Origin of the sequence: Roseococcus sp. SDR, assembly GCF_019083995.1 — a bacterium.
Lineage (GTDB): Bacteria > Pseudomonadota > Alphaproteobacteria > Acetobacterales > Acetobacteraceae > Roseococcus.
Map to the genome: position 1 here is coordinate 80,408 of NZ_JAHRCU010000017.1, position 24,922 is coordinate 105,329.

The window sequence follows — 24,922 nt, forward strand, 5'->3', positions numbered from 1 at the left end:
AGGCATGGCCCGCCTCCTCCTCATCCTCCTCGCCCTCGCCGCCCCCGCCCGGGCGGAGATGCTGCACATGATGGAAGCGAGCCCGACGCCGCGCAGCGTGATGCAGGGCGCCGCCCAGGAGTTCTTCGTGCGCTTCGACGGGCCGGTGGACCACCAGGCCTCGCGCCTCATCGTCACGCGGGGCGATCTGGTGATCCGCACCCTCCGCCCGCGCCTCGGCGCCTCGCCCAATACGCTCTACGCCGTGGCCGGCGGCCTCCCGGCCGGCGACTATGTGCTCCGTTGGGTGGTGGCCCCACGCGCCGGCGGCGTGCCCAGCATGGGCGGGCTGGATTTCACCATCCGGTGACGGCGCCTCAATGCCAGCGGCGTGGCGGTCCGTAATGGTAGCCGCCGCGATAGACCGGCTGATGATAGGCATAGGCCCGGCCATAGCCGCCGCCATAGTAGCGCGGCGGCGGCGCCACGCAGGCGGCCAGACTGGCGAGAAGCGAGAGCGCGCCCAGGGCACGCGCGATGCGATGGAAGGACAGCTTGGCCATCACGGCCTCCGAAAGCGACGGGGTTGCATCTGTCGCTGACGGAATGAGAGCGCCGCCGCATGGCGGCAGCACGCCGGAATCGAGGCGAAATCGGAGCATGATGCGTTGAGGCGGCATCGCCGAAACGCTGATACCAAATCCCGCGGTCCATGACTCACGCCCGCCGAAGGCGGGCGAGGCCGCGAATGCGGCCCGCCGGCATTCCGGCGAAGCCAAGCGGCCGGAGGCCGCGCCCGGCGTCTGAGGGCAGGAAAAACATGCCACATCCCATGGCTCGGCCACGCTCCATGGGATGTGGTATGAATCATCCTCCCGGCACGTTCTACAGCGCCATCTTCGCCAGCATGATGTCCGCATCCTCTGTGCTGCGGCTGATGGTGAATCCCAGCTTCCGGACGAAGGCCAGCATCGGCGCGTTGTCCGCCAGCACATGGCCGACGATCTCCGTGACACCCTCATGCCGCGCCCATTCCATCGCGCGCTCCATCAGGTGCCGCGAGAGGCCCGTGCCCTTGGCCGCCGGGCTCACCACCACCGCGAATTCGGCGCTGGTGCCGGCACCCTCGCGGATGATGCGCGCCGTGCCGTAGTTCCGCCCCTCGCGGAACGCGACAAAGGCCATCTCCCGCCCGTAATCGATCTGCGTGAGGCGGGCGAGCATGGCGGGGGGCAATTCCTTCATCGTCGAGAAGAAGCGGAAGCGCACATCCTCGGGCGGCAATTCCAGGAAGAAGGCGCCCTGCGCCGCCGCGTCCTCCGGACGGATCGGCCGAACCTCGAAGATGCTGCCATCGCGTCCGGTGAAGGGCGCCACCCACTCCATCGGATAGGGCGGGATGGCGAAGAGCGCGGTCGCCCCCTCGGGACGCAGGCGCAGCGAGGCATCGGCCGCCACAACGCCCGAGGCATCGGCGAAGATCGGATTGGCGCCGAGCGCCATGATCTCCGGAAAATCCACCTGGAGCTGGCTGATCCGCACCAATGCGTCCGCAATCGCGGGTTCGTTCACCGCCGGCCGGTCGCGGAAGCCCGGCAGCAGCCGGGAAAGCCGTGTGCGCGCGATCAGCCCATGCGCCAGCGGCAGGTTGAGCGGCGGCAGGTCCAGCGCCTCGTCGGCCGCGATATCGGCCGTGGTGCCGCCCTGGCCGAAGCCGATCCAGGGGCCGAACATCGCATCCTCGCCGAGGCGCAGGCGCAGTTCCATGCCGCCGCGCCGCGCCATGGGCTGCACGAGGAAGCCGGCGGGCGTGGCCTCCGGCGCGCGGCGGCGCACCTCGTCGGCCATCTGTTCGGCGGCGGCGCGCACGCTGTCGAAGTTGCGCAGGTTCAGCACCACGCCGCCCACCTCGCTCTTGTGGCGCAGCAGGGCACGGATCTTGAGTGCCACGGGCGGGCCGAGCGCCACCGCGGCCACCGCGGCCTCCGTCGCCGTCTCCACGCGGCGCGGGGTGAGGGTCGGGATGCCATAGGCGGCCAGAACCGCCAACGCCTCATCCTCGAAGAGGTCGCGCCGCCCCTCGGCGCGGGCGGTGTCGAAGATCGCGCGCACCTTGGCGCGATCGGGCGTCAGCTCCAGCACGTCGGAGGCCGGAAGCTCGGCCGCCGTCGCGCGGTTGCGGCGCTCGGCCGCCAGATGCGCCGCGCCGCGCACAACGGCCTCCGGGGTCTGGAAGACAGGCAGGCCCGCTTCGGTCAGCGCCAGGCGCTCGGCCCGCGCACTCGCCTCGCCGGTCCAGCCCAGCAGGATGGGGGCGCCACGATTGCCACGCGCGGCGGCCGCGAAGGCCTCGGTGGGGGCGGCCTCCTGCTCGGGCGCGTGGAGCGCGATCACCACATCCACCTCGCCCGCGCCGGCCAGCAGCCGCGCCGCCTGCGCAAGTTCCGCCCCCGCCCGGCTGCCGAGCGAGAGCGGGTTGCGCGCCTCCCACCCCTCGGGGATCAGGGGGGCGAGCGCCGCCTCCGTCGCCGGGGTGAAGCGGGCGAGCCGCAGCCCCTGGGCCAGCGCCGCATCGGCCGCGAGCCGCGCCACACCCAGGCCATTGGCGATGATGGCGATGCGGTCCGCCTGGCCCGCGCCGCCGCGCGGCTTGGTGCGGGCCAGGGTCTCAGCCGCCGCCAGCCATTCCTCGAAGCCTTCGGCCCGCAGCACGCCCGCGCGGCGCAGCACGGCCGCCATCACGCCATCGGCGATGCCACTCGGGTCATCCATCCGCCCGCCCGCCCGCAGCGCCAGCACCGGTCTCGTGCGGGCCACCGCGCGCGCCGCGGAGACGAAGAGCCGCCGCTGCTTGATCCGGCGGATGTCCAGCATCACGCAGGCCGTCCCCGTATCCCGCGCCAGCCAATCGAGCCCCGAAGCGAAGCCCAGCCCGTCGTTGGAGCCGACGCCGATGATGTGGCTGAAGCCCAGCCCCTCGGCCGTCGCCCAATCGATCACCGCGCGCGCGATGGCCGAGGATTGCGCCATGAGGGCGAGCCGACCGGCCTTCAGCGGCAAATGCGAGAGCGTGGCGTTCAGCCCGATGCCGGGCAGGGCCAGCCCGAAGCTGCGCTCGCCCATCGCATGCACGCCCGCCGCCGCCGCCTTCGCGGCAAGGCCGGGCGCGGCGGTCGGCACCACCACGGCGAAGCAGCCCCGCGCCGCGATGCGGGCCATCTCCCGCGCCTGGACCGCGGGCGGGACGCAGAGGATGGCAAGGTCTGGCGTGCCCTCCACGGGGGCGAAGCCATCGCCCATCAGGGCGCCACGAAACCCGCCCGCCGCCAGGTTGCGCGTGAGGATCGCGGTCTCCGGCAAATCGGGGTCGGCCCGCAGCCAGACGGAGCGCGGCTGGAAGAAGGCGGTCTCGCGGAAGCCGCGGCCCGGCCGCCCGGTGAGGAGAAGCGACATATTTTGAGCATAGCAGCAGGCCCGCGCGGCGGAGGAGGTTCCCCCGCGCGCCTCCCCTGCTCTAGGCTCATGGCGGAGCGGCCCCGCAGAGGGCCGCCGAAAAGGGAAGACAACGACCATGCGAAGCCTCCTCGCGCGGCTCACCGCGCTCGCCATCCTGGCCCTGCCCGGCGCGGCACTCGCCCAAGCGCCCATCACCGTCGTCGTGAACTTCGTGGCCGGCGGCCCGTCGGACCTGATGGGCCGGCTGCTGGCGCCCGAGCTTTCGGCCGCGCTCGGCACCCAGGTGGTGATCAAGAACAGCGCGGGGGCGGCCGGCGGGATCGGCGCGGCCGAGGTGGCACGCGCCCGGCCGGATGGGACGACGCTGCTGCTCTCGCCGATCGGCGCCATGGCGATCCAGCCGCATTTCCGCGCCGACCTGCCCTATCGCCCTGCGGATTTCGCGCCGATCTGCCAGGTGGCGGACACGCCCGTGGTGGTGATGTCCGCCCCCGGCAGCCCGCTGCGCAGCCTGGCCGAAGTCATCTCCCGCGCGCGGGAGGCCAATGGCAGCTTCAACTTCGCCTCCACCGGGCCAGGCTCGCTGCCCCACATTGCGACCGTGGCACTCGCCCGCGCCGCTGGCGTGCCGATGACGCACATCCCCTATCGCGGCAATGCGGAAGCCGTGACGTCGCTGCTGCGCGGCGATGTCAGCATCTTCGCGGACCAGCCCGGCACGTTGCGCGCCAACAACCTCCAGGCCGTCGCACTCCTGGCCGAGCGCCGCACGCCCGAGTTCCCGAACACGCCGACGGCGCGCGAACAGGGCGTGGACCTGGTCTATTCCATCTGGTCCGGCCTTTTCGCGCCGGCCGGCACGCCGCCGGAATTCCTGGCGCGCGTCGAGGCCGCCTGCCAGCGTGCGCTGCAGGCGCCGGCCGTCATCGAGGGCTTCCAGCGCCTCGCCACCCCGATCGTCTTCCGCAACCAGCAGGACTTCGCGACCTTCTGGGCGGCGGAGCTCGAGAAGTTCCGCGGCATCGTCCAGGCGGCGGGCATTCGCCCGGGCGACTGAGCAGGAAGCCTTCCTGCCGGGCTGATTCACGCCTTGGGTGATTCCCCCCAAGGCGATCAGACCCTAGGCTCCGTCCCGCGCAGAGAAGGAGCTTGCCCCGCATGTCCGATTGGCCCCGCCCGCTGGATGGCTTCACCATTCCCCGCTTCGCCGGCCCCTGCACCTTCATGCGGCTGCCGATGCGGGACGATGCGGCAGGCCTCGACATCGCGCTGATCGGCATTCCCTTCGACGGCGGCACCACCAACCGCCCCGGCACGCGCCACGGCCCGCGCCAGCTGCGCGAGGCCTCGGGCCTCATGCGCCGCGTCCATCCGATCAGCCTGACCGAGCCCTACAAGCTTTGCCGCGTGGCGGACCTCGGCGACCTGCCGACCAACCCGACCGACCTGATGCAGACGCTCGACCTTGTCACCGAGGCGGTCGCCAAGATCCGCGCGGCCGGCGCCTGGGCGCTGGCCGCGGGCGGCGACCACCTGCTCTCCCTGCCGCTGCTGCGCGGCATCGCGCGGGCAGAGCCGGCCCTCGGCCCGCTCGGCATGGTGCATTTCGACAGCCACTCGGACACCAACGACACCTATTTCGGCGGCACCCGCTACACCCATGGCACGCCCTTCCGCCGCGCCATCGAGGAAGGCCTGCTCGACCCGAAGCGCGTCGTCCAGATCGGCATCCGCGGCTCGCTCTATTCGGCCGAGGACATGGACTGGGCGCGCGAGGTCGGCATCCGCATCATGACGATCGAGGAATGCGTGGATCTCGGCCCCGATGCGGTGGCCGCCGAAGCCAAGCGCATCGCCGGCCCGGGCCCCGCCTACCTGACCTTCGACATCGACAGCATCGACCCCGCCTTCGCCCCCGGCACCGGCACGCCGGAGGTGGGCGGCTTCACCCCCCGCGAGGCGATGCGCATCCTGCGCGGGCTGCGCGGCCTCGACATCATCGCGGCCGACCTGGTCGAGGTCTCGCCGCCCTATGACCCCTCGGGCAATACGGCGATGGTGGGGGCCACCATGATGTTCGAGATCCTGTGCCTGATGGCTGAAACGCGGGCACGTTTGCGCCCTCTCTGAGGCAGATCACGGCCGGGCGCGCGAAATTCTGCCGCGCCTCCGCCTGTCGCGCGCTGACCGGGCGCGCGAATCTCGGGCTTCCACATGGGAAAGCCCCGATGCGCCGCGCCCTCCTGCTTCTCGCCAGCCTTGCCCTGCCGCTTGCGGCGGCGAAGGCCCAGACACCCATCACCATCGTCGTGAATTTCGGCGCCGGCGGCTCCGCCGACCGGATGGCGCGCCTCCTGGCGCCCGAGATGAGCGAGATGCTGGGCACCCAGGTCATCGTGAAGAACACCACCGGCGCGGGTGGCGCCATCGGCGCGGCGGAAGTCGCGCGCGCGCGGGCGGATGGGAATACGCTGCTGCTCTCCACCACCGGGCCGATGGCGATCCAGCCCTTCTTCCGCAGCGACCTGCCCTATCGCGTCACCGATTTCGCGCCGCTCTGCCAGGTCGGGGACGCACCGGTGATGATGATGGCGGCGCCCACCGGCCCGGTGCGCGACGCGGCCTCGCTCGTCGCCGCCGCGCGGGCGGCGCGGGGCGGCTTCACCTATGGCTCGGCCGGGCAGGGCTCCATCCCGCACATCGTGATGGTGGCCCTCGCGCGGCAGGCGAATGTGGAAATGGTCCATGTCCCCTTCCGCGGCAGCGCCGAGGCCGTCATCGCCCTGCTGCGCGGCGACGTGATGGTCTATGCCGACCTGCCCGGCCCGCTGCAGGCCAACAACCTGACCGCCGTCGGCGTCATGGCCGAGGCGCGCACCGCCGAATTCCCCAACGTGCCGACGCTCCGCGAGCAGGGCTTCGACCTGGTGCATTCCATCTGGGCCGGCCTCTTCGCGCCGTCCGGCACGCCGAGCGCGGTGCTCGATCGCCTGCAATCCGCCTGCGAGCGCGCCCTGCAGCGCCCGGCCGTGGTGGAGGGCTTCCAGCGAATCGCCACACCCATCACCTATCGCGGCCAGTCGGAGTTCGCGGCCTATTGGCGGGCGGAGCTGGAGAAGTTCCGCGCCATCGTCCAGGCCGCCGGCATCCGCCCCGGAGACTGACACGTGACGACCGATGCCCCGCGCGCCGAGATCGAGCGCATCCTGCCGCGCATTCTCGCCCGCTACACCCCGCTGCGCGACGGCGCTCTGGCTGACTATATCCCCGAGCTGGCCCGCATGGACCCGGACAGCTTCGGCATCGCCATCGCCACCGCCGAGGGCCACCAGTTCAGCGTGGGCGATGCGGAGCGCCCCTTCACCATCCAGTCCATCTCCAAGGCGCTGACCTTCTGCCTGGCGCTGGAGCTGGCCGGCCCCGCGGCCGTGCGCGCGCGCGTCGGCGTGGAGCCGAGCGGCGACGCCTTCAACGCGATCGAGTTCGATCCGGTGACGCGCCGGCCCTACAACCCCATGGTGAATGCCGGCGCCATCGCCATCTCGGGCCTGCTGCACGAGGTGCTGGGCGAGGCCGCCTTCGAGACGGTGCTGGACCGCCTCTCCCAGGCGGCGGGACGGCGCCTCGCGCTGGACGAGGCGGTCTATCGATCAGAGGCGGAGACCGGGCACCGCAACCGCGCCATCGCGCATCTCCTGCTCTCGGCCGGCGCGCTCTCGGGGCCGGTGGAGCCGGTGCTGGATCTCTATTTCAAGCAATGCTCCATCCTGGCGACCGCGACGGATCTGGCGCGGATCGGCGCGACGCTCGGCCATCTGGGCGAGCAGCCCTGGACGGGCCGCCAGGTCTTCGAGGTGGGGGCCGTGCGGGACACGCTCTCCGTCATGTTCAGTTGCGGCGTCTATGATTACTCGGGCAACTGGGCGCATGACGTCGGCATCCCGGCCAAGAGCGGCGTGGGCGGCGGCATCCTGGGCGTGGTCAGCCGGCAATTGGGCCTCGCCACCTTCTCACCGCGGCTGGATGCGCGGGGCAATTCGGTGCGGGGGCTGGCCGTGTTCAAGAGCCTGGCGGCCGAGCTCGGCCTGCATGTCTTCGACGCCACGAACCGCGGATCAGCGCTGATTCCCACCTATTTCAAGGTGCCGGACTGACCGCCACGGCTTGCAACGGCGGGCGCGAGACGCAAATATCGGGGCTTGCAAAGCCGAACCCGCCGCCCGCAATTCTTCTACACGACCACCCCCCTCCCCTGCCCCTATCTGCCGGGCCGGACGGAGCGGAAGATCGTGACCGAATTGACCGGCCCGGATGCCGAGGCGCTGCATGACCGCCTCTCCCGCGCCGGGTTCCGCCGCAGCCACAACATCGCCTATTCGCCGGTCTGCCCGGGCTGCCGCGCCTGCGTGCCGATCCGCGTCCGGGCCGCCGATTTCGAACCCAGCCGCACCCAGCGCAAGATCATCGCCCGCAACGCGGATCTCGAGGTGCGGCCCGTGCCGGCCCGCGCCACGGCCGAGCAATTCGCCCTGTTCCAGCACTACCAGCAGAGCCGCCACCCGGGTGGCGACATGGCGGCGATGGGCTTCTATGACTATCGCGCCATGGTGGAGGACACACCCATCACCACGGGCCTCGTGGAGTTCCGCGACGGCACGGGCCGCCTGCTGGGCGCCTGCCTCACCGACTGGCTCTCGGACGGGCTCTCCGCCGTCTACAGCTTCTTCGCGCCCGAGGAGGATCGCCGCAGCCTCGGCGCCTATGCCGTGATGTGGCTGATGGGCGAGGCGGTGCGCGGCGGGCAGCCCTATGTCTATCTGGGCTATTGGGTCGCCGAGAGCCGGAAGATGGCCTACAAGGCCGGGTATCGCCCGGCTGAGGTGCTGGTGCAGGGGCAATGGACCCCGCTCGGCGAAGATGAGCCGGTTTCGGGAGAGCGGGTGACCGCGGGATAGATCGACAGCCCTGAGGGTCTGGACACCGCGCATAGGTTCACGCAAAATTTATTATTACGTTTGCGCGAGGCTTCCCCATGGCCGTGTTCACCATCAGCCCACCGGCGACCCCCCTGGTGCGCGCGGGCACGGCAGGGCGGGATACCTTCAATGTCCGGTCGGTCAACGCCCTGCTGGCGCCCGGCCTTGCACAGGATGCGGGAGACGCCGCGGATGTGCTTCGCATCATCTCCGTCGGCGGCAGCACGCTGACCGACCTGCATTTCGCGGGTCTCGCGAACTTCGAGCAGCTCCGCTTCAGCGGCACGGGGCTCCACACCGTGACGCTCGGCGCCGCGGCCGAGGCCGCCTTCGGACCGACCCTCCAGATCCGGCTGACCACGCCAACTGCCGCGCTCACGGTGGATGGCTCGGCGCTGTCCGCCGCGACTGCCCTTGCCGTGTCCGGCGGGGTGCTGGGCGACAGCATCCTGGGCGGCGCGGGCGCGGATACGCTGCTTGGCGACGCCGGTGATGACACGATCGACGGCGGCGCCGGCGCGGACCGCCTGGAGGGCGGCGACGGCGCGGATCTCCTCTCGGGCGGCGATGGAAAAGACCTCCTGCTGGGTGGCGACGGAGCCGACACCCTCACCGGCGGTGCGGGCATCGACGATCTCCGTGGCGAGGCGGGCCAGGATTCACTGAGCGGCGGCAATGACGCGGACAAGCTCCTCGGCGGCGCCGACAACGACACCCTCGCGGGCGATGCCGGGAATGACCTTCTCCAGGGCGATGACGGCCAGGATCTGCTGATGGGCGGCACCGGCGCGGACACCCTGCTCGGCGGCGGCGAAGACGATACCCTCGAGGGCGGCGACGACGCGGACCGCCTGGAAGGCGGCGACGGCGCGGACCTCCTCACGGGCGACCAAGGCACTGACCTCCTGATGGGCGGCGCCGGTGCCGACACCCTCACCGGCGGCGAGGGCAATGACAATCTCTTCGGCGGCACAGGCGCTGACATCTTCACCGTGACCCTCGCGGGCGGCGCCGATCGCATCTCCGATTTTGTGATCGGCGAGGATCGCCTGGACGTCAGCGCGCATGGCATCGCGACGGCGGCCCAGGCACTCGCCCTCGGCCGCCAGTCCGGCGACGGCACGGTCTTCACCTTTGCCGACGGCACCAGCGTGACACTGCGCCCTGGCGTCCTCGCCGGCATGACGGCCGCGGAATTCATCCTGGCCCCGCAGAGCGCGCCCACCGACCTCACCTTCCTGTTCGGTGGCGGCAGCCTGCTGAGCGGCGGGCGTGACGTCGGCGTCGTGCGCGCGACGGACCCCAATTCCGGCGAGACCTTCACCTATACGGTGGATGATCCTCGCTTCGAGTTCGTTGGCGACTTCCTGCGGCTGAAGGCGGGCGAGGCGCTGCTCGAGGATGCCATCACCGACACCGTCACCCTCAGGATCACCGCGACCGACAGCTTCGGCCTCACCTATTCCGAGGACTTCGTGGTGGACGTGCTGACGCCCGCCCTCGTCCCCGGCGTCCTCACCGTGCCGGAGAACCGCGCGGCCGGCGCGCTCGTCGGCGACTGGGGCGTGACGGGCTTCGCGGTGGTGGGCCCCCTCACCTTCGAGGTGGTGACGCCCGGCGCGCCCTTCGCCTTCAACGACTACCGGATGATCACCACCGAGGCGCTGAATTACGAGACGCTCGGCGCCTACCCCATCACGGTACGGGTGACGGATCAGGGCACCGGCCGCGTGGTGGAGCGTAACGTCACCATCACGGTCGAGGACCAGACGGACACCAACCTCAACGAGACCCTGACGCGCGATGTCACCGGCGCCGATGGCGTGAACCCGGGCGATGCGGGCGAGTCGCTCTACGAGACGCCCTTCACCGCGGCGGACAATCCCGCCGGCACGAGCCTCCCCGATGTCGTGGTCTGGAACAGCACGATCACGGGCGGCGATGGCGCGGCCGGGAATGATGGCGGGGCGGGCGGCGATGTGGCGGCGGCCATCGCGACCATTACCGCGCGGACCGGCGTCGTGAACCAGATCGGCCAGGATCTGATCACGGTCAACCTCGCCACGCAGGGCGGCGCGGGCGGGAACGCCACGGTGGGGGCGGGCGGCCAGGGCGGCGCGGCCGCAAGCGCGATCCAGACCTGGGACAGCCTCTTCTCGGCCAATACGAATCTGACCTTCAACATCCAGGCGACGGGCGGTGCCGGCGGCAACGGGGCGGCGGGCCCGGGCGGCGATGGCGGGACGGCCGATGCGCTGTTCGATCTCATGGGAACCTTCCCCTCGGGCGGCATGAACGCGACCTTCGACGTTGTCGCGATCGGCGGCGCGGGCGGGGGCAGCAGGGGCGGCGCGGCTGGGGCCGGCGGCGATGCCACCGTGCAGATCACCGCGATCCGCTTCGGCGGCTATGCTCCGGGCGATGACGAGACGCTGGTGCGGATCGAGGCCACGGCCACTGGCGGGGCGGGCAGCACGCGGGGCGATGCGAAAATCACCATCGACAACAATGTCGTCGAACTCGGCGCGGGCGATGACACGCTGGCACTCGCGACCTATTTCGACGGCGCGAGCCACACGCTGGTGTTCTCGACCAACGAGTTCCACGGCAACGCCGGAACCGACCTGCTGGACCTCTCGGGCGTCTATGGCGGTTTCGGCGCCACGGTGAACCTGACGACGGGCCGCATGACGCTGGGCGAAAGCCCCCTGAACGTCGTCAGCGAGTTCGAACACTTCATCGGCACCGAGAGCGCGGACCGCTTCATCGATGCCGGCGGGCCGCAGGTCTATCGCGGCGGCAGCGGCGATGACGTCTTCGTCTTCGCGCCCGGCGGCGGGCATGATTCGATCAATGACTTCACGCAGGGCGATGACCTGCTGGATGTGCAGGCCTATGGCTTCGCGGATTTCGCGGCCATCACCATCGTCTATGGCGGCGGCGTCGTGCCTGGGGATCCAGCCTATGCGGTGGTGGTGCTGGACGGCGGATCGAGCCTCAGCATCACGCTGCCTGACACGATCGCGCGGCTGACCGCGGCCGACTTCCTGATCTGAGCGGAGCGCGGCAGCCCCCGCTCACCGGATGCGCGTGGACACCCGGCGCAGGTCATAGACCATCTGGCAGCGCCGCCCTGGGTGGCTGCCGGTGAAGCGGCGGGCATTGTTCGCGCCCTCAAAGATCTGCCCCGTGCCCGCGCCGAACAGGCCGAAGGGCGGCAGCGTCACCGCGCCATTGGCACCGACCGTCGCCTCCAGCGGCGGATCGCCCGGCAGGGCGTCGATCTCGAAGCGGGAGCCACGCAGCCGGGCCGTCACGCGCGTTTGCCCCGAACGGCCGGTGGCCTGGCATTCCTGCACGCGCGTGCCCTCATAGGTGCCGTCATGCGCGCTGGTGCGCTGCTGCGCCCCCGCGGGCGCGGCCAGGGTGAGCATCAGGCTGGCGAGAAGAAGAATTCGCATCATTCAGCTTCCGAAGCGGTTGCCACGGGGGAACCCGTTGGGCGGGGCCTTGCCCGCCCCGGCGCGATTGCCCCGCCAGGTGGTGAGATCGGTCTCGACACGCATGCGCTCGCCCAGGCGCCAGCTCAGCCCCTCGGCGCGGGTGAAGACCTTGGCATCGGCCAGGCCACCATCCTTGTAGGATTGCAGCTGCACGCCGCGGCCGCGCGTCATCACCGGCAGCTGCTCGATGGGGAAGACCAGCAGCTTGCGGTTCTCGCCCAGCACGGCCACGTGGTCGCCCTCGGCCGGCACGCAGAGCGCGCCGCGCGTCATCCCCTCCAGCACCAGAACCTGCTTGCCGGTGCGCTTCTCGGCCAGCAGCTCGGCGCCCTCGACCAGGAAGCCCTTGCCGTCCCCGGCCGCGACGAGGTAGCGCGCGCCCTCGCTGGGCAGGAACATGGCCAGCACGCCATCCTCATTGGGCAGGTCGATCATCAGTCGCAGCGGCTGGCCATCGCCACGGCCACGCGGCAGCGTATCGGCGCGCAACGTATAGGCCTTGCCATTGCTGGCGAAGATGACGAGGCGGTCGGTGCTCTGCGCATGCAGCCGGAAGCCGAGCGCATCGCCCTCCTTGAAGCGCAGCTCCGCATCCTCGGCCAGGTGGCCCTTCAGCGCGCGGATCCAGCCCTTCTCGGAGAGCACCACGGTCAGCGGCTCGCGCTCGATGAAGGCGCTCTCATCCACCGCCACGGCGGGCAGGCCGGAGCCGATGGCGGTGCGGCGAGAACCAAGCGCGCCATCGCCAAATTTCTTCCGCGTCTCCTCGATCTCCTTGCCGATGGCGGCCCATTGCTTGGCGGGGCTGGCCAGCAGCGCCTGCAGGCCCTTCTGCTCCTTCGTGAGCTTCTCGTGCTCGCGCTTGATCTCCATCTCCTCGAGGCGGCGGAGTGCGCGCAGCCGCATGTTGAGGATGGCCTCCGCCTGCACTTCCGTCAGATCGAAGCGCGCCATGAGCTTGGGCTTGGGCTCATCCTCGGTGCGGATGATGCGGATCACCTCATCGAGGTTGAGGTAGGCGATGAGGTAGCCGTCCAGCACCTCCAGCCGCCGCGCGATGGCGGCGAGGCGGTGATTGGTCCGGCGCAGCAGCACCTCATGCCGGTGGTCGAGCCAGGCGCGCAGCGCCTCGCGCAGCGACATGACACGCGGCGTGCGCGTCGCGTCCAGCACGTTCATGTTGAGGCTGAAGCGGCTTTCCAGCTGCGTCGCGCGGAACAGCGTCTCCATCAGCACGGCGGGCTCCACCGTGCGGTTGCGTGGCTCCAGCACGAGGCGCACCTGATCCGTGCTCTCGTCGCGGATATCGGCGAGCAGCGGGAGCTTCTTCTCCTCCAGCAGCAGCGCCACCTGCTCGATCAGCTTGGACTTCTGGACCTGATAGGGGATCTCGGTGACGACGATGCTCCAGGCGCCGCCCTTGGCCCGCTCCACCTCCCATTTCGCGCGCAGGCGGAAGCCGCCGCGGCCGGTGGCATAGGCCTCCGCAATGTTCTCGGCGGTTTCGACCAGCACGCCGCCGGTCGGGAAATCGGGGCCGGGCACATGGGTCAGCAGCTCGGCATGGCTGATCTGGGGGTTGGCGATCAGCGCCAGCGCCGCCGAACACAGCTCGCCCGCATTGTGCGGCGGGATGCTGGTGGCCATGCCGACCGCAATGCCCGTAGCGCCATTGGCGAGCAGGTTCGGGAAGGCCGCGGGCAGCACGGCGGGCTCGCGATCCTCGCCATCATAGGTGGCGCGGAAATCGACCGTGTCCTCGTCAATGCCGGAGAGCAGCGCCTGGGCGACGGCCGTCAGCCGCGCCTCGGTGTAGCGCATGGCGGCCGCGTTATCGCCGTCGATATTGCCGAAATTCCCCTGGCCCTCGACGAGGGTGTAGCGCGCGGCGAATTCCTGCGCCTGGCGGACCAGCGCGTCATAGATCGAGGCATCGCCATGCGGGTGATACTTGCCCATCACGTCGCCCACGATGCGCGCGCATTTCTTGAAGCCCGCATCGGGGTCGAGCTTGAGCTGGTGCATGGCCCAGAGCAGGCGGCGATGCACCGGCTTCAGCCCATCCCGCACATCCGGCAGGGAGCGCGCCATGATGGTGGACATGGCATAGGCGAGGTAGCGCCCGCTCAGCGCCTCGCCGAGCCGCGTCTCGCGGATCTCCCCGCCGTCCTTCAGCGCATCATCGGCCATCACTGGGTCCCGTCATCAAGGTCAACCGGTCCTGCAGGGCCTCCCGCGCGGGGGGGAGCGGGCGGTGCTGCAGGCCGAAGGCATCGCGGGTGAGGAAAAAGCCTGTCACGCGGAGTCCCGCAAGCCATTCCTGCACATCGGAGGGCTGCGCCGCGTCGCGCAGGAAGGCGGGCAGCGGAAGCAGGCGGTCGGCATAGGGTGCCCCCGCCTCGGCCGAGACGGCCCGGCCGGATTTGGGGGAGACGTAGATCAGGTTTTCCGTGACGCCGGTGGCGGCGCAGGCGGTGAGGTCCAGCCCATAGCCGAGTTCGGCCAGCAGCACCGCCTCCCAATGGACCAGGCGCGGCAGGGCATGTTCCGGCCCCCGCGCCAAGGCCGCGATGACGCTGACCAGGCCGTGGAAGCAGCCGGGATGGGCCTCACGCTCGGGCAGGGCGCCCTCGGCCACGGCGCAGGCTGCGGTGAGCACAGAGAGCGCCAAGGGGTCATCCAGCGCGAGCGAGGCCGCGGCATGCACCATCTCGCCCGAGAGGCTGCCGAGCTGGTCCGCCAGCCGCGCCACCCAGCGCGCCTCGATCAGGTTGCCCGGCTGCCACAGCGCGGCCTGGGCGCGGGAGGCGCCGCCCTTGGCGAGGCCGGCATGGCGGCCATGGGCTTCGGTGAGGACGGTGACGACCGCGCCGCCCTCCCCATGCGGGCGGGCGGCGAGGACGATGGCGGGAGCGTGCCATTCGAGGGACATGGGAAGGGACTAGCCGGGATTCGGATAGAAGTCGTTGCCTCTCTTCGGCTGGTGAACACAGAGAATTTTCACGAGTCGGTTGGGGCAGCGTAGTTGCCAGCTAGGTGCATCGGCAGAACGAAGGCAGGTGGCAAATATCGCAGTACCCTACGACTTTGACATCAGAGCGTCAGTGCACAATCGGCGGCCGTCATTTTTTGAGGTAGGCTTTTTCAATCGCCGCATTTTCGACATCAGTTGAAAAACAATCAATCCAAAAAATCACCCTATCTATAACTTCGGTAGCATAATTTTTGGGTGGATCGAATAACTCACCATGCGCTATAGCACACCGATTTCCAAATAAATCATTGATAAACGGAGCCTCATGAGACCACATAATTTTGTAGTTTATGCCTATACTGATACAAATATTTTCAAATATTTCGGAATTCAAATTTGACTCTGTATCGATAGCGTTTTCATCAATCGATACCGAATTTATGTTCTTATTCAATAGTAGATCAATTAAATTTAAATGAGGCGTTATTTTTTTGGATGAATTTTGGGCGATCCTTAATTCCTGTCGACAAAATAGAGCCTGAAAATTAGACGACAGTGCCACAAAAGCTCTCGATTTATTGGAAACAAACTGAACGTAAGCGCGCGCAGCCTGCTTCACAAAGCCCTCCCAGTGCGCGTAGCCAAATACTACTGCGGACATCTCAACCCTTTTAACTTCAATATCGTTCCTCAAATCTTGCTTAAACGATACTAACTCCCGCTTTCTGCGCTGCTTATTTTGCGCCAAAAAATCCAGCAGCTGTTCATCAGTCCGGATTTTCACACTTGAACCCATTCCCTGCCAAAACGAACGGTCTCAGGCACCCGGGTAGATGCCCGAACTCCTGATCCAACAAATTTCTTTTGACCAAGCTCTGACCACAATTTTTGGTGTCGATCCAGAAATTCTCGACTTGGCGGCAATGACGCACCGCCTTGGAGGCGGTTGGCAAGCCCAACAGCCACAACCTCGTAAATTGAAACAAGAAGCGGTCCAACATACCGACCCGACTGCGTGCTATATCGCCGAAATGCGTTTTCCTGCAGATGCTCCGCCAAATAAGAAAACGTCTGATTAAATGTAAACTCCATAAGCTCAAAGGGAAAATTCTTATCACGAGCCTGCGAAACCGCTTCTCTATTAAGATACGCCCCAAGCTCATCTAACCTCTGCAGCTCCTCCACTTCTTTTCTTGAAAATATGAGTAAACGACACACAAGCTCGATATCAAAAGCTTCCTCAACAGCACGCTCTGTCAACGAAAGCGTTTGCTTGAATGCTTCACTTTTACTCAAATGCTGGATCCAATTAAAATAACCTCGATTTGACATTACCAGCAGGCAATTTCTGATTTCCTGCTCTGTTGCCGAAGCTCCACCCTTATTTAGACGCTGAAAGACCTCATACTTTACGTCAGTATCGCTTGTGCTTTTTACGATATTTATGTCAAGTCGCGCTCTCTTGATCTTTATCCTAACGCTTTCTGGCAAAGATGAATTTTCTTCTTCGTGGACCCAGTATCTTGACTCGAGATCAGGAAGATAGTGGGTCTGTAGAAGCATAAGAGGAGGCTTCCGCCGCCCCTCCTCATCAACAAGCTCGCCCATTAATTCAAGAATTGTGGACAGCCGCTGTAGACCGTCAATTACGTCCCACTTGGAGTCCTCACGCTCAGATACGAAAATCGGCGGAATCGGAATCCCAAGAATAAGGGACTCTATCAGACGAGATTTTTGCTCGTCGGTCCAACGAAAAAATCTTTGAAATTCGGGATGAAGATCTAACTCGCCGTCGCGATACATAGAAAGCAACTCGCTCACTGACATCGAATACGACGTCGTTTGAACATGCTTTGAGTGCCTAGCGATAGCCTCTTCAAGACTCACTTGTCCGCCCACCTACTTTGTATGCGCAACATCATACGGCCGGATCCCCTTCAATCCAAGCCTTACTTGCGCTTGGCTACGTCCCACTTATTGTCGATCGGGTTACGGAGCAAACCAATGTGATGTAGCGAAGCAACGCACTACGAAGGCATTGGACATAAGCTAGCCTCTGACCTCACCCCTCATCCTCCAACCCCAACGCCCTGATCCGCCCCGTCTCCTCATCCCAACCCGGCCGTTCCTTCACGTTCAGGAACAGATGGATCGGCCGCTCCAGCAGCGCGGTCAGCTCCAGCCGCGCCCGCCGCCCGATCTCCTTGATGCGCGCCCCGCCATCGCCGATCAGGATCGCCTTCTGCGAGGCGCGGCCCACATAGATGGTGCAATCCACCCGCGCGCTGCCATCCGGCCGCTCGGTCCATTGCTCCGTCTCCACGCTCGCATGGTGCGGCACCTCCTCATGCGTCTGCCGGAGGATCTGCTCGCGCACCACCTCGGCCGCCAGCATGCGGTTGGGCAGGTCGGAGAGCTCATCCTCCGGGAACATCCAGGGGCCGGGCGGCATGGCCTCGGCCAGCTTGGCGCGCAGCCGGTCCAGCCCCTTCGCCTTCTCGGCCGAGATCATGAAGGTCTCGGCGAAGGGCAGCATCTCATGCAGCTTGGCGGCCAGCGGCAGCAGCGTCTCGCGCTCGATCAGGTCCACCTTGTTCAGCGCGAGCCACACGGTGCGCTTCTGCTGGGCCAGGCGCTCGATGATGCCGCGCACCGTCTCGGTGATGCCGGTCTTCGCATCCACCAGCAGCAGCGCGAAATCGGCATCCTTCGCCCCCCCCCAGGCGGCCGAGACCATGGCGCGGTCCAGCCGGCGGCGCGGCGCGAAGATGCCGGGCGTGTCCACCAGCACGATCTGCGCCTCGCCCTCGATCAGCACGGCGCGCACGCGGAAGCGCGTGGTCTGCGGTTTGGGCGAGACGATGGTCACCTTGGTGCCCGCCAACGCGTTCACCAGCGTGGACTTGCCCGCATTGGGCGCGCCCAGGATGGCGACGAAGCCGCAACGCTGGGCCGATACATCACTCATGTCGAAATCCCTGATAGCCAGGCCTCGGCCGCCGCCTGTTCCGCCGCCCGCTTGCTTTCGCCCATCCCCTCGGCCGAGCGGCCGGCCGCCGTCACCTGCACGACGAAGACCGGCGCATGCGAGGGGCCACTGGTCGAGAGCATCGCATATTCGGGCAGGCCCAAGCCCCGCCCCAGCGTCCATTCCTGCAGCCGGTTTTTGGCGCTGACCGGCGGCTTGGCATCCACCGCCATGGCCTCGGCCCATTCGCGGCGCACCACGGCGCGCGCCACATCGAGCCCGCCATCGAGATACAGGGCGCCCAGCACCGCCTCCAGCGCATCGGCCAGCACGGTCGCCCGCGCGCGCAGCCCCGTCCGCCCCTCGGAGGGCGGAACGCGCAAGGCGGCAGCGAGGCCCATGCGCTCGGCGATGGGCGCGATCACCTCCTGCGAGCAGAGCGTGGCGAGCCGCTTGCCGAGGTCCCCTTCCCGTTCCTGCGGGAAGCGTTCGGCCAGCCATTCGGCGATGCAGAGGCCCAGCACGCGGTCGCCCAGGAATTCCAGGCGCTCGTTGGAATCCAGCATGCGCCGGCGCGGATCGGCCGCCGAGCGATGCGTCAGCGCATGCTCCAGCAGGCCCGGATCCCGGAAGCTGTGGCCCAGGCGCTGCTGCAGCCCGGCGGTCATCGGCGCCCGTCTATCGGACGGCGCTCAGCAGGCGGGAGTAGCGGATGGCGAAGGGCCAACCCCAGACCTCCCACCAGCGCGCGCTGCCATCCACCGAGAAGAAGATGAACTCCGCCCGGCCCACCAGGTTCTCGATGGGGATGAAGCCGACCGCGCTCGGCACGCGGCTGTCCAGGCTGTTGTCGCGGTTGTCGCCCATGGCGAAGACATGCCCGTCCGGCACGCGGAATTCCGGCGTGTTGTCAAGCGGCCCGTCATCCGATTGCTCGATGATGAGGAAGCTGCGCCCGCCGGGCAGGAATTCGCGGAACTGCTGCACCGTCATGCGCGGGCCATCGCCCTCCGCCACGAAGGGGCCGAGCGATTCGCGGCGCAGCGGCTGGCCGTTCAGGTGCAGGATGCCGCGCCGCACCTGCACGATATCCCCCGGCAGGCCGATGATGCGCTTGATGTAGTCCTGGCTCGTGTCGCGCGGCAGCTTGAACACCGCGACATCGCCGCGCTCCGGCGTCGTGCCCCAGATGCGGCCGGAGAAGAGGTTCGGGCTGAAGGGCATGGAATGCCGCGAATAGCCATAGGAATACTTGGAGACGAAGAGGTAGTCGCCCACCAGCAGCGTCGGGATCATGGAGCCCGAGGGGATGTTGAAGGGCTCGAAGGCGACCGTGCGGATGCCGATGGCGATCAGCGCGGCATAGACGATCGTCTTGACGCTCTCGAGCCAGCCGCCCGTCTTCTTCTTCGACATCAAGGAGGAGCTTTTCGCCATGGAAAGGGGGGACCACCGGGGGAAATCAGGGATTGAGCCCAGGGGCTTGCGGGTGTCAAGGAAGGCCGCTTGCGGCCCGCCGGGGCCTCAGGTGCCGAGCGGCACCGCGCTGATGATCACGATGGCGCTGGCGTAAGGGTATTCATCGGTCATCGTCAGCTGGATCTCGGCCCGGTGGCCCGGCGGCGTCATCGCCTTCAGCCGCTCGGCCGCGCCGCCCGTGAGCCTGAGCGTGGGCTTGCCCGAGGGCAGGTTCACCACGCCCAGATCCTGCATGAAGACGCCGGCCCGGAAGCCCGTGCCCAGCGCCTTGCTCGCCGCCTCCTTGGCCGCGAAGCGCTTGGCATAGGTGCCGGCCCGGATGCGCTCCGTCCGCCGCTCGGCCTTGGCGCGCTCGACGGGGGTGAAGACGCGCTCCAGGAAGCGCTGGCCGTGCCGTTCCATCACCGCCTCGATGCGGCGGATGTCACAGACATCGTTTCCTATTCCGAGGATCATTTGGTGCCCTCAAACGCCGGGCGCCGGCTCCGCCGGCTTGGCTTCGCGCCGCGGCTGGCGCGCTGGTTCGAACCGCGGGCTGGGCGCGCCGGCCGCGTTGCGGCCGGATCCTCGGAGGGCGGCGCCCCATCGGGCAGGACCATCGCGGCCCCGACGCCCAGGCTTGCGTCGGTCATCCTAACCCCTGGCCCGATCCACCCGCACCACGCCCTCGCACGCGCGCAGCGTGCCCATCACCTCGGCCAGGTGCTTCGTGTCGCGCACTTCCACATCCAGCGCCAATTCGCACTCGTCATCCTCCCGGCGCGACAGCCGCAGATTGGTCAGCGTGCCCTTCTGCTTGCTGATGGCATTCGCCACCCCCGAGAGCAGCTGCGGCCCATTCACCGCCGAGACCGAAAGCCGCACCACATGCGCGGCCGGGCCCAGCGCCTCCTGCTCCCAGTCCACATCCAGGAAGCGCTCCGGCGTCGCGACGAAGTTCTCCAGCATGTGGCAATCCTGGGTATGGACCGTCACACCCTTGCCCGTGGTGACGATGCCGACGATCCGGTCGCCCGGGATGGGGTGGCAGCACTGCGCGAAATGCAGCTGCATCCCCGCCACCACGCCGGTGATGGGGGCCGCGGGCACCGCCGTCTGGCTCTTGCCGTTGCGCCCGCCGAGGCGCCCGCGCGGCGCCACCAGCCCCATCGGCTCGATCCCGCGGGCCGGCGTGCGCAGCTCCGGGAAGGCCGCGTTCACCACATCGCGCGCCGAGATGCTGCCGGCCGCGACCGCGTGGAACATCTCCTCGATGCCCGATTGCCGGAGCGCCTTCACCGCGGGCTCCAGCAGCTTCTCCTGGAACTCCAGCCCGTTCTGCCGGAACGCCTTGACGATGGCGGTGCGGCCCTCGTCGCGCTGCTTCTGCTTCTCCTCGGCCTGGGCGAAGCGGCGGATGCGGGCCTGCGCCTTGCCCGACTTCACGAACTTCATCCAGGCCGGGTTGGGCTGCCCGCCCTTGGCCGTGATGATCTCCACTTGGTCGCCGTTCAGCAGCTTGTGATCGAGCCGCACGATGCGCCCGTTCACCTTGGCGCCGACGCAGGTGTCGCCCACCTGGCTGTGCACGTGATAGGCGAAGTCGACCGGGGTCGCGCCCTGCGGCAGTTCGATCAGGTCGCCCTTGGGCGAGAAGCAGAAGACCAGCTCGCGATGGAGTTCGAGCTTCGTCGCCTCCATCGCGTCCTGGACCTCGGGCTCGGTCTCGAGGATGTCGAGCAGCGCACGGACCCAGGGGTAGCTCTTGGCCGCCGCCGCCTGGCCGCCCTGCTTGTAGACCCAATGCGCGGCGAGGCCGTATTCGGCGATGTGGTGCATCTCCCGCGTGCGGATCTGCACCTCGATCTTCGCCTCGTCCCGCCTTCCCGGCAGCAGCACGCCCGTGTGCAGCGACTGGTAGCCATTCGTCTTGGGCGTCGAGATATAGTCCTTGAAGCGGCCGGCGATCACCTTGAAGGCGTCGTGGATGGCGCCGAGTGCCATGTAGCAATGCGCGCGCTCGGGCACGATGATGCGGAACGCCATCACGTCCGAGAGGCCCTCGAAGGCCACGTTCTTCGCCTGCATCTTGCGCCAGATGGAATAGGGCGATTTCTCGCGGCCCGAGACCTCCTCCACCGGCACGTTGTTGATCTCGAGCGCCTCGCGCAGCTCGGCCTCGATCTCCGGGATGATGTCGGCCGAGCGGCCGCGCAGATAGGTCAGGCGCTGCGCGATGGTGGCCCAGGCATCGGGGTTCAGCTCGCGGAAGCCCAGCGTCTCCAGCTCGGTCTTCAAGGCCTCCATGCCGATGCGCTCGGCGAGCGGGGCGTAGATGTCGAGCGTCTCGCGCGCCGTGCGCAGCCGGCTTTCGGGCTTCGTCACGAACCCAATCGTTCGCATATTGTGCAGCCGGTCGGCCAGCTTCACGAGCAGGACGCGCAGATCCTCGCTCATCGCCAGCAGGAGCTTGCGCAGGTTCTCGGCCTGCTTGGTGCGCTCGCTCTGCACCTCGATGCGGGAGAGTTTCGTGACGCCGTCCACCAGCCGCGCGATCTCGGGCCCGAAGCGCTTCTCGATCTCGGGCAGGCCGTGCGGCGTGTCCTCCACCACATCATGCAGCAGCGCGGTCGCGATGGTCGCGCTGTCGAGGTGGTAGCTCGCCAGGATCTCGGCGACGGCGACGGGGTGGATGATGTAGGGCTCGCCATTCTGGCGGGCCTGGGGCGCATGGGCCTCGGCCGCGAAACGGCCGGCGCGCAGGATCAGGTCGGCGTCGAGGCGCGGATCGGCCGTGGTGATCCGGCTGCAGAATTCGAGGACGGCGTCGAGGCCGGGGACGGGAGCGGCCCCGCCAGAGACGCCATCGGGCGCGCGCGCCACCACCGGCTCATCCGGGGTGGCGCCAGGTTTCACCGGGGGGCGCTCAGTCGCCTCGGCCGCCGAGCTCGGCGGCCAGCTGGGCTTCCAGGTCGTCGGGCGAGAAGTCGTCGCCGCCCATATCGGCCGGCAGTTCCTCGTTCACGTCCATCACGCCAAAGATGTTCTCGTTCGTGTCGATCAGGTCCATCACCTCGTCCTCGACGGGCTCCGGCTCCGGCGCGCGGCTGAGGGACTTGATCAGGTCCTGCTCCAGGGCGGGCAGTTCCACCGTCTGCTCGGCGATCTCGCGCAGCGCCACGACGGGGTTCTTGTCATTGTCGCGGTCGAGGGTCAGGCTCTCGCCCCGGCTGATGTTGCGGGCGCGCTGGGCCGCGAGCAGCACGAGCTCGAAGCGGTTGGGAACCTGGAGGACGCAGTCTTCGACGGTAACGCGCGCCATGGGGCACCTCGGGGGCAACAAGTGACAGGGACGGGCGCGTGATGTTGCGCCGCGGCGAAACTTCCAGATAAGCGTTGCGGCCCGACTCCGCAAGCGCTCAGGGCGCGAGCGGGCTGATCTCCTGGGGGGGCAGCCGTGCGATCAGCGCATCCACCCCCTCGCCCGTGCGCGGGTGCCGCCAGCGGGGCGCGACCTCGGCCAGCGGGCGGAGAACGAAGGCGCGCTCGTAAAGGCGCGGATGGGGCAGGATCAGGCCCGGCCCCTCGCGCAGCGCGCCGTGGCAATCCAGCAGATCAAGGTCCAGGGTGCGGGGCGCATTGGGATAGGGCCGCGCGCGGTGATGCGCGGCCTCGATGGCATGCAGGGCCGCCAGCAGCGCATCGGGCTCGGCCGACCCTTCCAGCCGCGCCACCCCGTTCACGAACCAGGGCGCGCCCGGCATGGGCGGGATGGGGGCGCTTTCCCACCAGCGCGAAAGGGCGCGCAGCCGGAGGCCGGGCAGCGCGTCCAGCGCCGCCGCGGCCGCCCGGCAGGTCTCGCGCGGCAAGGTGCCGTCCGGCGTGGGCAGGCTGGCCCCGATGCCGACCAGGATCACGCCTCAATCCTCGTGCGGGTTGTCCGGCCGGGGTTCCGGCCGGCGGCGGCGGACGAAATCGGTGACCGGACGCAGCAGGATGTTCACCGCCAGCACCATGGCGGCCAGGATCAGCGCGCCCACCGTCTCGGCCGCCCCGGCCAGCAGGCCGATCGCCGCCACGCACCACATGGTGGCGGCGGTGGAGAGGCCGCGCACCGTGGTGCCGTCGCGCATGATCATGCCGGCCCCCAGGAAGCCCACGCCTGTCATCACCGCACCATAGCCGGCGCCGAGATTGGCGGGCGTGACCTGCGCCAGCATCAGGTCGGCCACGGCGGCACTGGCGAGGGCCACGAGCGCGCAGGTGCGAAGCCCGCCCGGCTTGTGCCGCCATTCCCGCTCGGCGCCGACCGCCGCCCCCAGGAGGAAGGCGAGCGGAAGGCCGTAGATGGTGGCATCCTCGGGGAGAAGCTCGATCACGCGGCCGGCGCTGCCGCCAGCGCCGCCTCGATGGCGCGGATCATGGGCGGAGAATCCGGCGCGGTCTGGGTCGAGAAGCCCTGGACCCTCCGGCCATCGCGGCTGACCAGGTACTTGTGAAAATTCCAGCGCACCGGCCCCGCCTCGCGCGCCGCCCAGGCGAAGAAGGGATGCGCGCGCTCGCCGCGCACATGGTTCAGCGCGGTCATCGGGAAGGTGATGCCGAACATCCCGTCGCAGAATTCGCGGATCTTCCGGGCGTCGGTGCTCTCCTGGTTGAAGTCGTTGGAGGGCACGCCCACCACCGTCAGGCCGCGCGCCTCATGCGCGTCCTGCAGGCGTTGGAGGGCGGCGTATTGCGGGGTGAAGCCACAGAAGCTCGCCGTGTTCACCACCAGCAGTACGCGGCCGCGATATTGCGAGAGCGGCATCGGCCCGCCCTCCAGCGCCTGGAAGGTGAAGTCGAAGGCATTGGGGGTGCTGGCGAGCGCGGGCGTGCTGAGCGCCATGCCGCCGAGAAGCAACGCGCGGCGCTCAACCATAGCGCTCCTCCAGCCAGGGATCGGCATTGTTGTGATAGCCGCGCACCTCCCAGAAACCGGGCTGGTCCTCGGCGCGCAACTCGATGCGCGTCACCCATTTGGCGCTCTTCCAGAAGTAGTAGCGCGGGATGACGATGCGCGCCGGGCCGCCATGCACGCGCTCCAGCGGCGCGTTGTTCCAACTGTGCGCCACCAGCGCATCCTCGGCCGCGAAGACCTCCAGCGGGACGTTCGTCGTGTAGCCGTCATAGGAGTGGAAGACGATGAAGCGCGCCTCGGGCGTGGGGCGCGCCAGCTCCAGCAGATCCCGCGCGGCGACGCCGTGCCAGATGTTGTCGTAGCGGCTCCAGGCCGTCACGCAGTGGATGTCGTTCTTCCATTCGCGCTGCGGCAGGGCCTGGAAGGCGGCCCAATCCAAGGCGAGCTTGTTCTCGACCAGCCCCTCCACGCGCAGGCGCCAGCGGTCGAGCTTCACCTCCGGCTGCACGCCAAGGTCGAGCACGGGGAAATCGGTCACGAGGCGCTGGCCGGGCGGCAGGCGCTCCTGCCCCGCCATGCCGGTCAGCAGCCGGCCTTCGCGCGCCCATTTCTCCTTGCTCGCGATGAGCTTGTCCTTCACCGCGCCGGTGAGGGTGACGTCGTCTTCGGCCATCGTTTCATTCCTTCGCGTGGCTCATAGGTGCCACT

General features: G+C 68.3%; 24 protein-coding genes. 7 read left to right on the forward strand and 17 right to left on the reverse strand.

The annotated features are described in order from the left end of the window. Nucleotides 1-4 precede the first annotated feature (4 nt). Nucleotides 5-349 (forward strand): copper resistance protein CopC, encoded by a 345-nt coding sequence (locus KTR66_RS18160; protein WP_213615013.1) that lies wholly within the window; start codon nt 5-7, stop codon nt 347-349. 7 nt (nt 350-356) lie between these two features. Here KTR66_RS18160 and KTR66_RS18165 read toward each other — a convergent pair whose 3' ends face one another. Together KTR66_RS18165 and KTR66_RS18170 are read right to left on the reverse strand one after the other, a co-directional pair. Further along, nucleotides 357-542 carry a hypothetical protein gene (locus KTR66_RS18165; RefSeq protein WP_213615015.1) on the reverse strand — a complete coding sequence of 62 codons (186 nt, stop codon included), beginning with the start codon at nt 540-542 and terminating at the stop codon, nt 357-359. A gap of 322 nt (nt 543-864) precedes the next feature. After that, a complete protein-coding gene (locus KTR66_RS18170; protein ID WP_213615017.1) occupies nt 865-3,432 on the reverse strand; it encodes a GNAT family N-acetyltransferase in 2,568 nt (855 codons plus the stop codon). Between the two features lie 118 nt (nt 3,433-3,550). Between KTR66_RS18170 and KTR66_RS18175 the strand changes: the two genes are divergently transcribed. The 6 genes from KTR66_RS18175 to KTR66_RS25200 all read left to right on the forward strand — a co-directional run bounded on the left by KTR66_RS18175 (nt 3,551) and on the right by KTR66_RS25200 (nt 11,467). Continuing rightward, entirely contained in the window at nt 3,551-4,492 is a 942-nt protein-coding gene (locus KTR66_RS18175) for a tripartite tricarboxylate transporter substrate binding protein (RefSeq protein ID WP_213615019.1), read from the forward strand. 101 nt (nt 4,493-4,593) lie between these two features. Next, nucleotides 4,594-5,565, forward strand: coding sequence for an agmatinase (gene speB, locus KTR66_RS18180; RefSeq protein WP_213615021.1), 972 nt, complete (start codon nt 4,594-4,596; stop codon nt 5,563-5,565). Between the two features lie 98 nt (nt 5,566-5,663). Continuing rightward, nucleotides 5,664-6,599 (forward strand): tripartite tricarboxylate transporter substrate binding protein, encoded by a 936-nt coding sequence (locus tag KTR66_RS18185; RefSeq protein ID WP_213615023.1) that lies wholly within the window; start codon nt 5,664-5,666, stop codon nt 6,597-6,599. A gap of 3 nt (nt 6,600-6,602) precedes the next feature. Beyond that, nucleotides 6,603-7,589 (forward strand): glutaminase A, encoded by a 987-nt coding sequence (gene glsA / locus KTR66_RS18190; RefSeq protein ID WP_213615025.1) that lies wholly within the window; start codon nt 6,603-6,605, stop codon nt 7,587-7,589. Between the two features lie 45 nt (nt 7,590-7,634). Continuing rightward, the gene (locus tag KTR66_RS18195; RefSeq protein ID WP_213615027.1) at nt 7,635-8,390 is read left to right on the forward strand and encodes an arginyltransferase; all 756 of its coding nucleotides are present in this window, start codon (nt 7,635-7,637) and stop codon (nt 8,388-8,390) included. 77 nt (nt 8,391-8,467) lie between these two features. Further along, nucleotides 8,468-11,467: a hypothetical protein gene (locus tag KTR66_RS25200; RefSeq protein ID WP_213615029.1), complete on the forward strand. Its 3,000-nt coding sequence runs from the start codon at nt 8,468-8,470 to the stop codon at nt 11,465-11,467. A 21-nt stretch (nt 11,468-11,488) separates the two neighbouring features. Here KTR66_RS25200 and KTR66_RS18205 read toward each other — a convergent pair whose 3' ends face one another. From KTR66_RS18205 to KTR66_RS18275, 15 genes are all read right to left on the reverse strand, one after another. Then, nucleotides 11,489-11,872 (reverse strand): hypothetical protein, encoded by a 384-nt coding sequence (locus KTR66_RS18205; protein ID WP_213615031.1) that lies wholly within the window; start codon nt 11,870-11,872, stop codon nt 11,489-11,491. Nucleotides 11,873-11,875: 3 nt separating this feature from the next. After that, entirely contained in the window at nt 11,876-14,104 is a 2,229-nt protein-coding gene (gene parC / locus KTR66_RS18210; RefSeq protein ID WP_213615033.1) for a DNA topoisomerase IV subunit A, read from the reverse strand. Next, the gene (recO, locus tag KTR66_RS18215) at nt 14,094-14,846 is read right to left on the reverse strand and encodes a DNA repair protein RecO (protein ID WP_213615035.1); all 753 of its coding nucleotides are present in this window, start codon (nt 14,844-14,846) and stop codon (nt 14,094-14,096) included. Before recO ends, parC begins: the two co-directional genes overlap by 11 nt. A gap of 190 nt (nt 14,847-15,036) precedes the next feature. Next, nucleotides 15,037-15,672 (reverse strand): MAE_28990/MAE_18760 family HEPN-like nuclease, encoded by a 636-nt coding sequence (locus KTR66_RS18220; protein ID WP_213615037.1) that lies wholly within the window; start codon nt 15,670-15,672, stop codon nt 15,037-15,039. Further along, nucleotides 15,669-16,775: a DUF262 domain-containing protein gene (locus KTR66_RS18225; RefSeq protein WP_213615039.1), complete on the reverse strand. Its 1,107-nt coding sequence runs from the start codon at nt 16,773-16,775 to the stop codon at nt 15,669-15,671. Before KTR66_RS18225 ends, KTR66_RS18220 begins: the two co-directional genes overlap by 4 nt. A gap of 175 nt (nt 16,776-16,950) precedes the next feature. Next, nucleotides 16,951-17,856: a GTPase Era gene (gene era / locus KTR66_RS18230; protein ID WP_213615041.1), complete on the reverse strand. Its 906-nt coding sequence runs from the start codon at nt 17,854-17,856 to the stop codon at nt 16,951-16,953. Further along, on the reverse strand, nt 17,853-18,524 hold the full coding sequence (gene rnc, locus KTR66_RS18235) for a ribonuclease III (RefSeq protein ID WP_213615043.1): 672 nt from the start codon (nt 18,522-18,524) through the stop codon (nt 17,853-17,855). The genes era and rnc overlap by 4 nt, the downstream gene beginning before the upstream one ends. Before the next feature lie 10 nt (nt 18,525-18,534). Next, nucleotides 18,535-19,272, reverse strand: a complete 738-nt coding sequence (gene lepB, locus KTR66_RS18240; RefSeq protein WP_213615045.1) for a signal peptidase I — start codon at nt 19,270-19,272, stop codon at nt 18,535-18,537. Nucleotides 19,273-19,380: 108 nt separating this feature from the next. Next, nucleotides 19,381-19,791: a holo-ACP synthase gene (acpS, locus tag KTR66_RS18245; protein ID WP_213615047.1), complete on the reverse strand. Its 411-nt coding sequence runs from the start codon at nt 19,789-19,791 to the stop codon at nt 19,381-19,383. Nucleotides 19,792-19,968: 177 nt separating this feature from the next. Continuing rightward, nucleotides 19,969-22,230, reverse strand: coding sequence for a bifunctional (p)ppGpp synthetase/guanosine-3',5'-bis(diphosphate) 3'-pyrophosphohydrolase (locus tag KTR66_RS18250; protein WP_213615048.1), 2,262 nt, complete (start codon nt 22,228-22,230; stop codon nt 19,969-19,971). A gap of 10 nt (nt 22,231-22,240) precedes the next feature. Beyond that, nucleotides 22,241-22,636, reverse strand: a complete 396-nt coding sequence (gene rpoZ / locus KTR66_RS18255; protein WP_213615049.1) for a DNA-directed RNA polymerase subunit omega — start codon at nt 22,634-22,636, stop codon at nt 22,241-22,243. Nucleotides 22,637-22,733: 97 nt separating this feature from the next. Next, a complete protein-coding gene (folK, locus tag KTR66_RS18260; RefSeq protein WP_213615051.1) occupies nt 22,734-23,231 on the reverse strand; it encodes a 2-amino-4-hydroxy-6-hydroxymethyldihydropteridine diphosphokinase in 498 nt (165 codons plus the stop codon). Nucleotides 23,232-23,234: 3 nt separating this feature from the next. Continuing rightward, nucleotides 23,235-23,693 (reverse strand): MgtC/SapB family protein, encoded by a 459-nt coding sequence (locus KTR66_RS18265; protein ID WP_213615053.1) that lies wholly within the window; start codon nt 23,691-23,693, stop codon nt 23,235-23,237. Further along, on the reverse strand, nt 23,690-24,235 hold the full coding sequence (locus KTR66_RS18270; protein ID WP_213615055.1) for a glutathione peroxidase: 546 nt from the start codon (nt 24,233-24,235) through the stop codon (nt 23,690-23,692). The genes KTR66_RS18265 and KTR66_RS18270 overlap by 4 nt, the downstream gene beginning before the upstream one ends. After that, nucleotides 24,228-24,887, reverse strand: a complete 660-nt coding sequence (locus KTR66_RS18275; protein WP_213615057.1) for a sulfite oxidase-like oxidoreductase — start codon at nt 24,885-24,887, stop codon at nt 24,228-24,230. Before KTR66_RS18275 ends, KTR66_RS18270 begins: the two co-directional genes overlap by 8 nt. Nucleotides 24,888-24,922 lie beyond the last annotated feature (35 nt).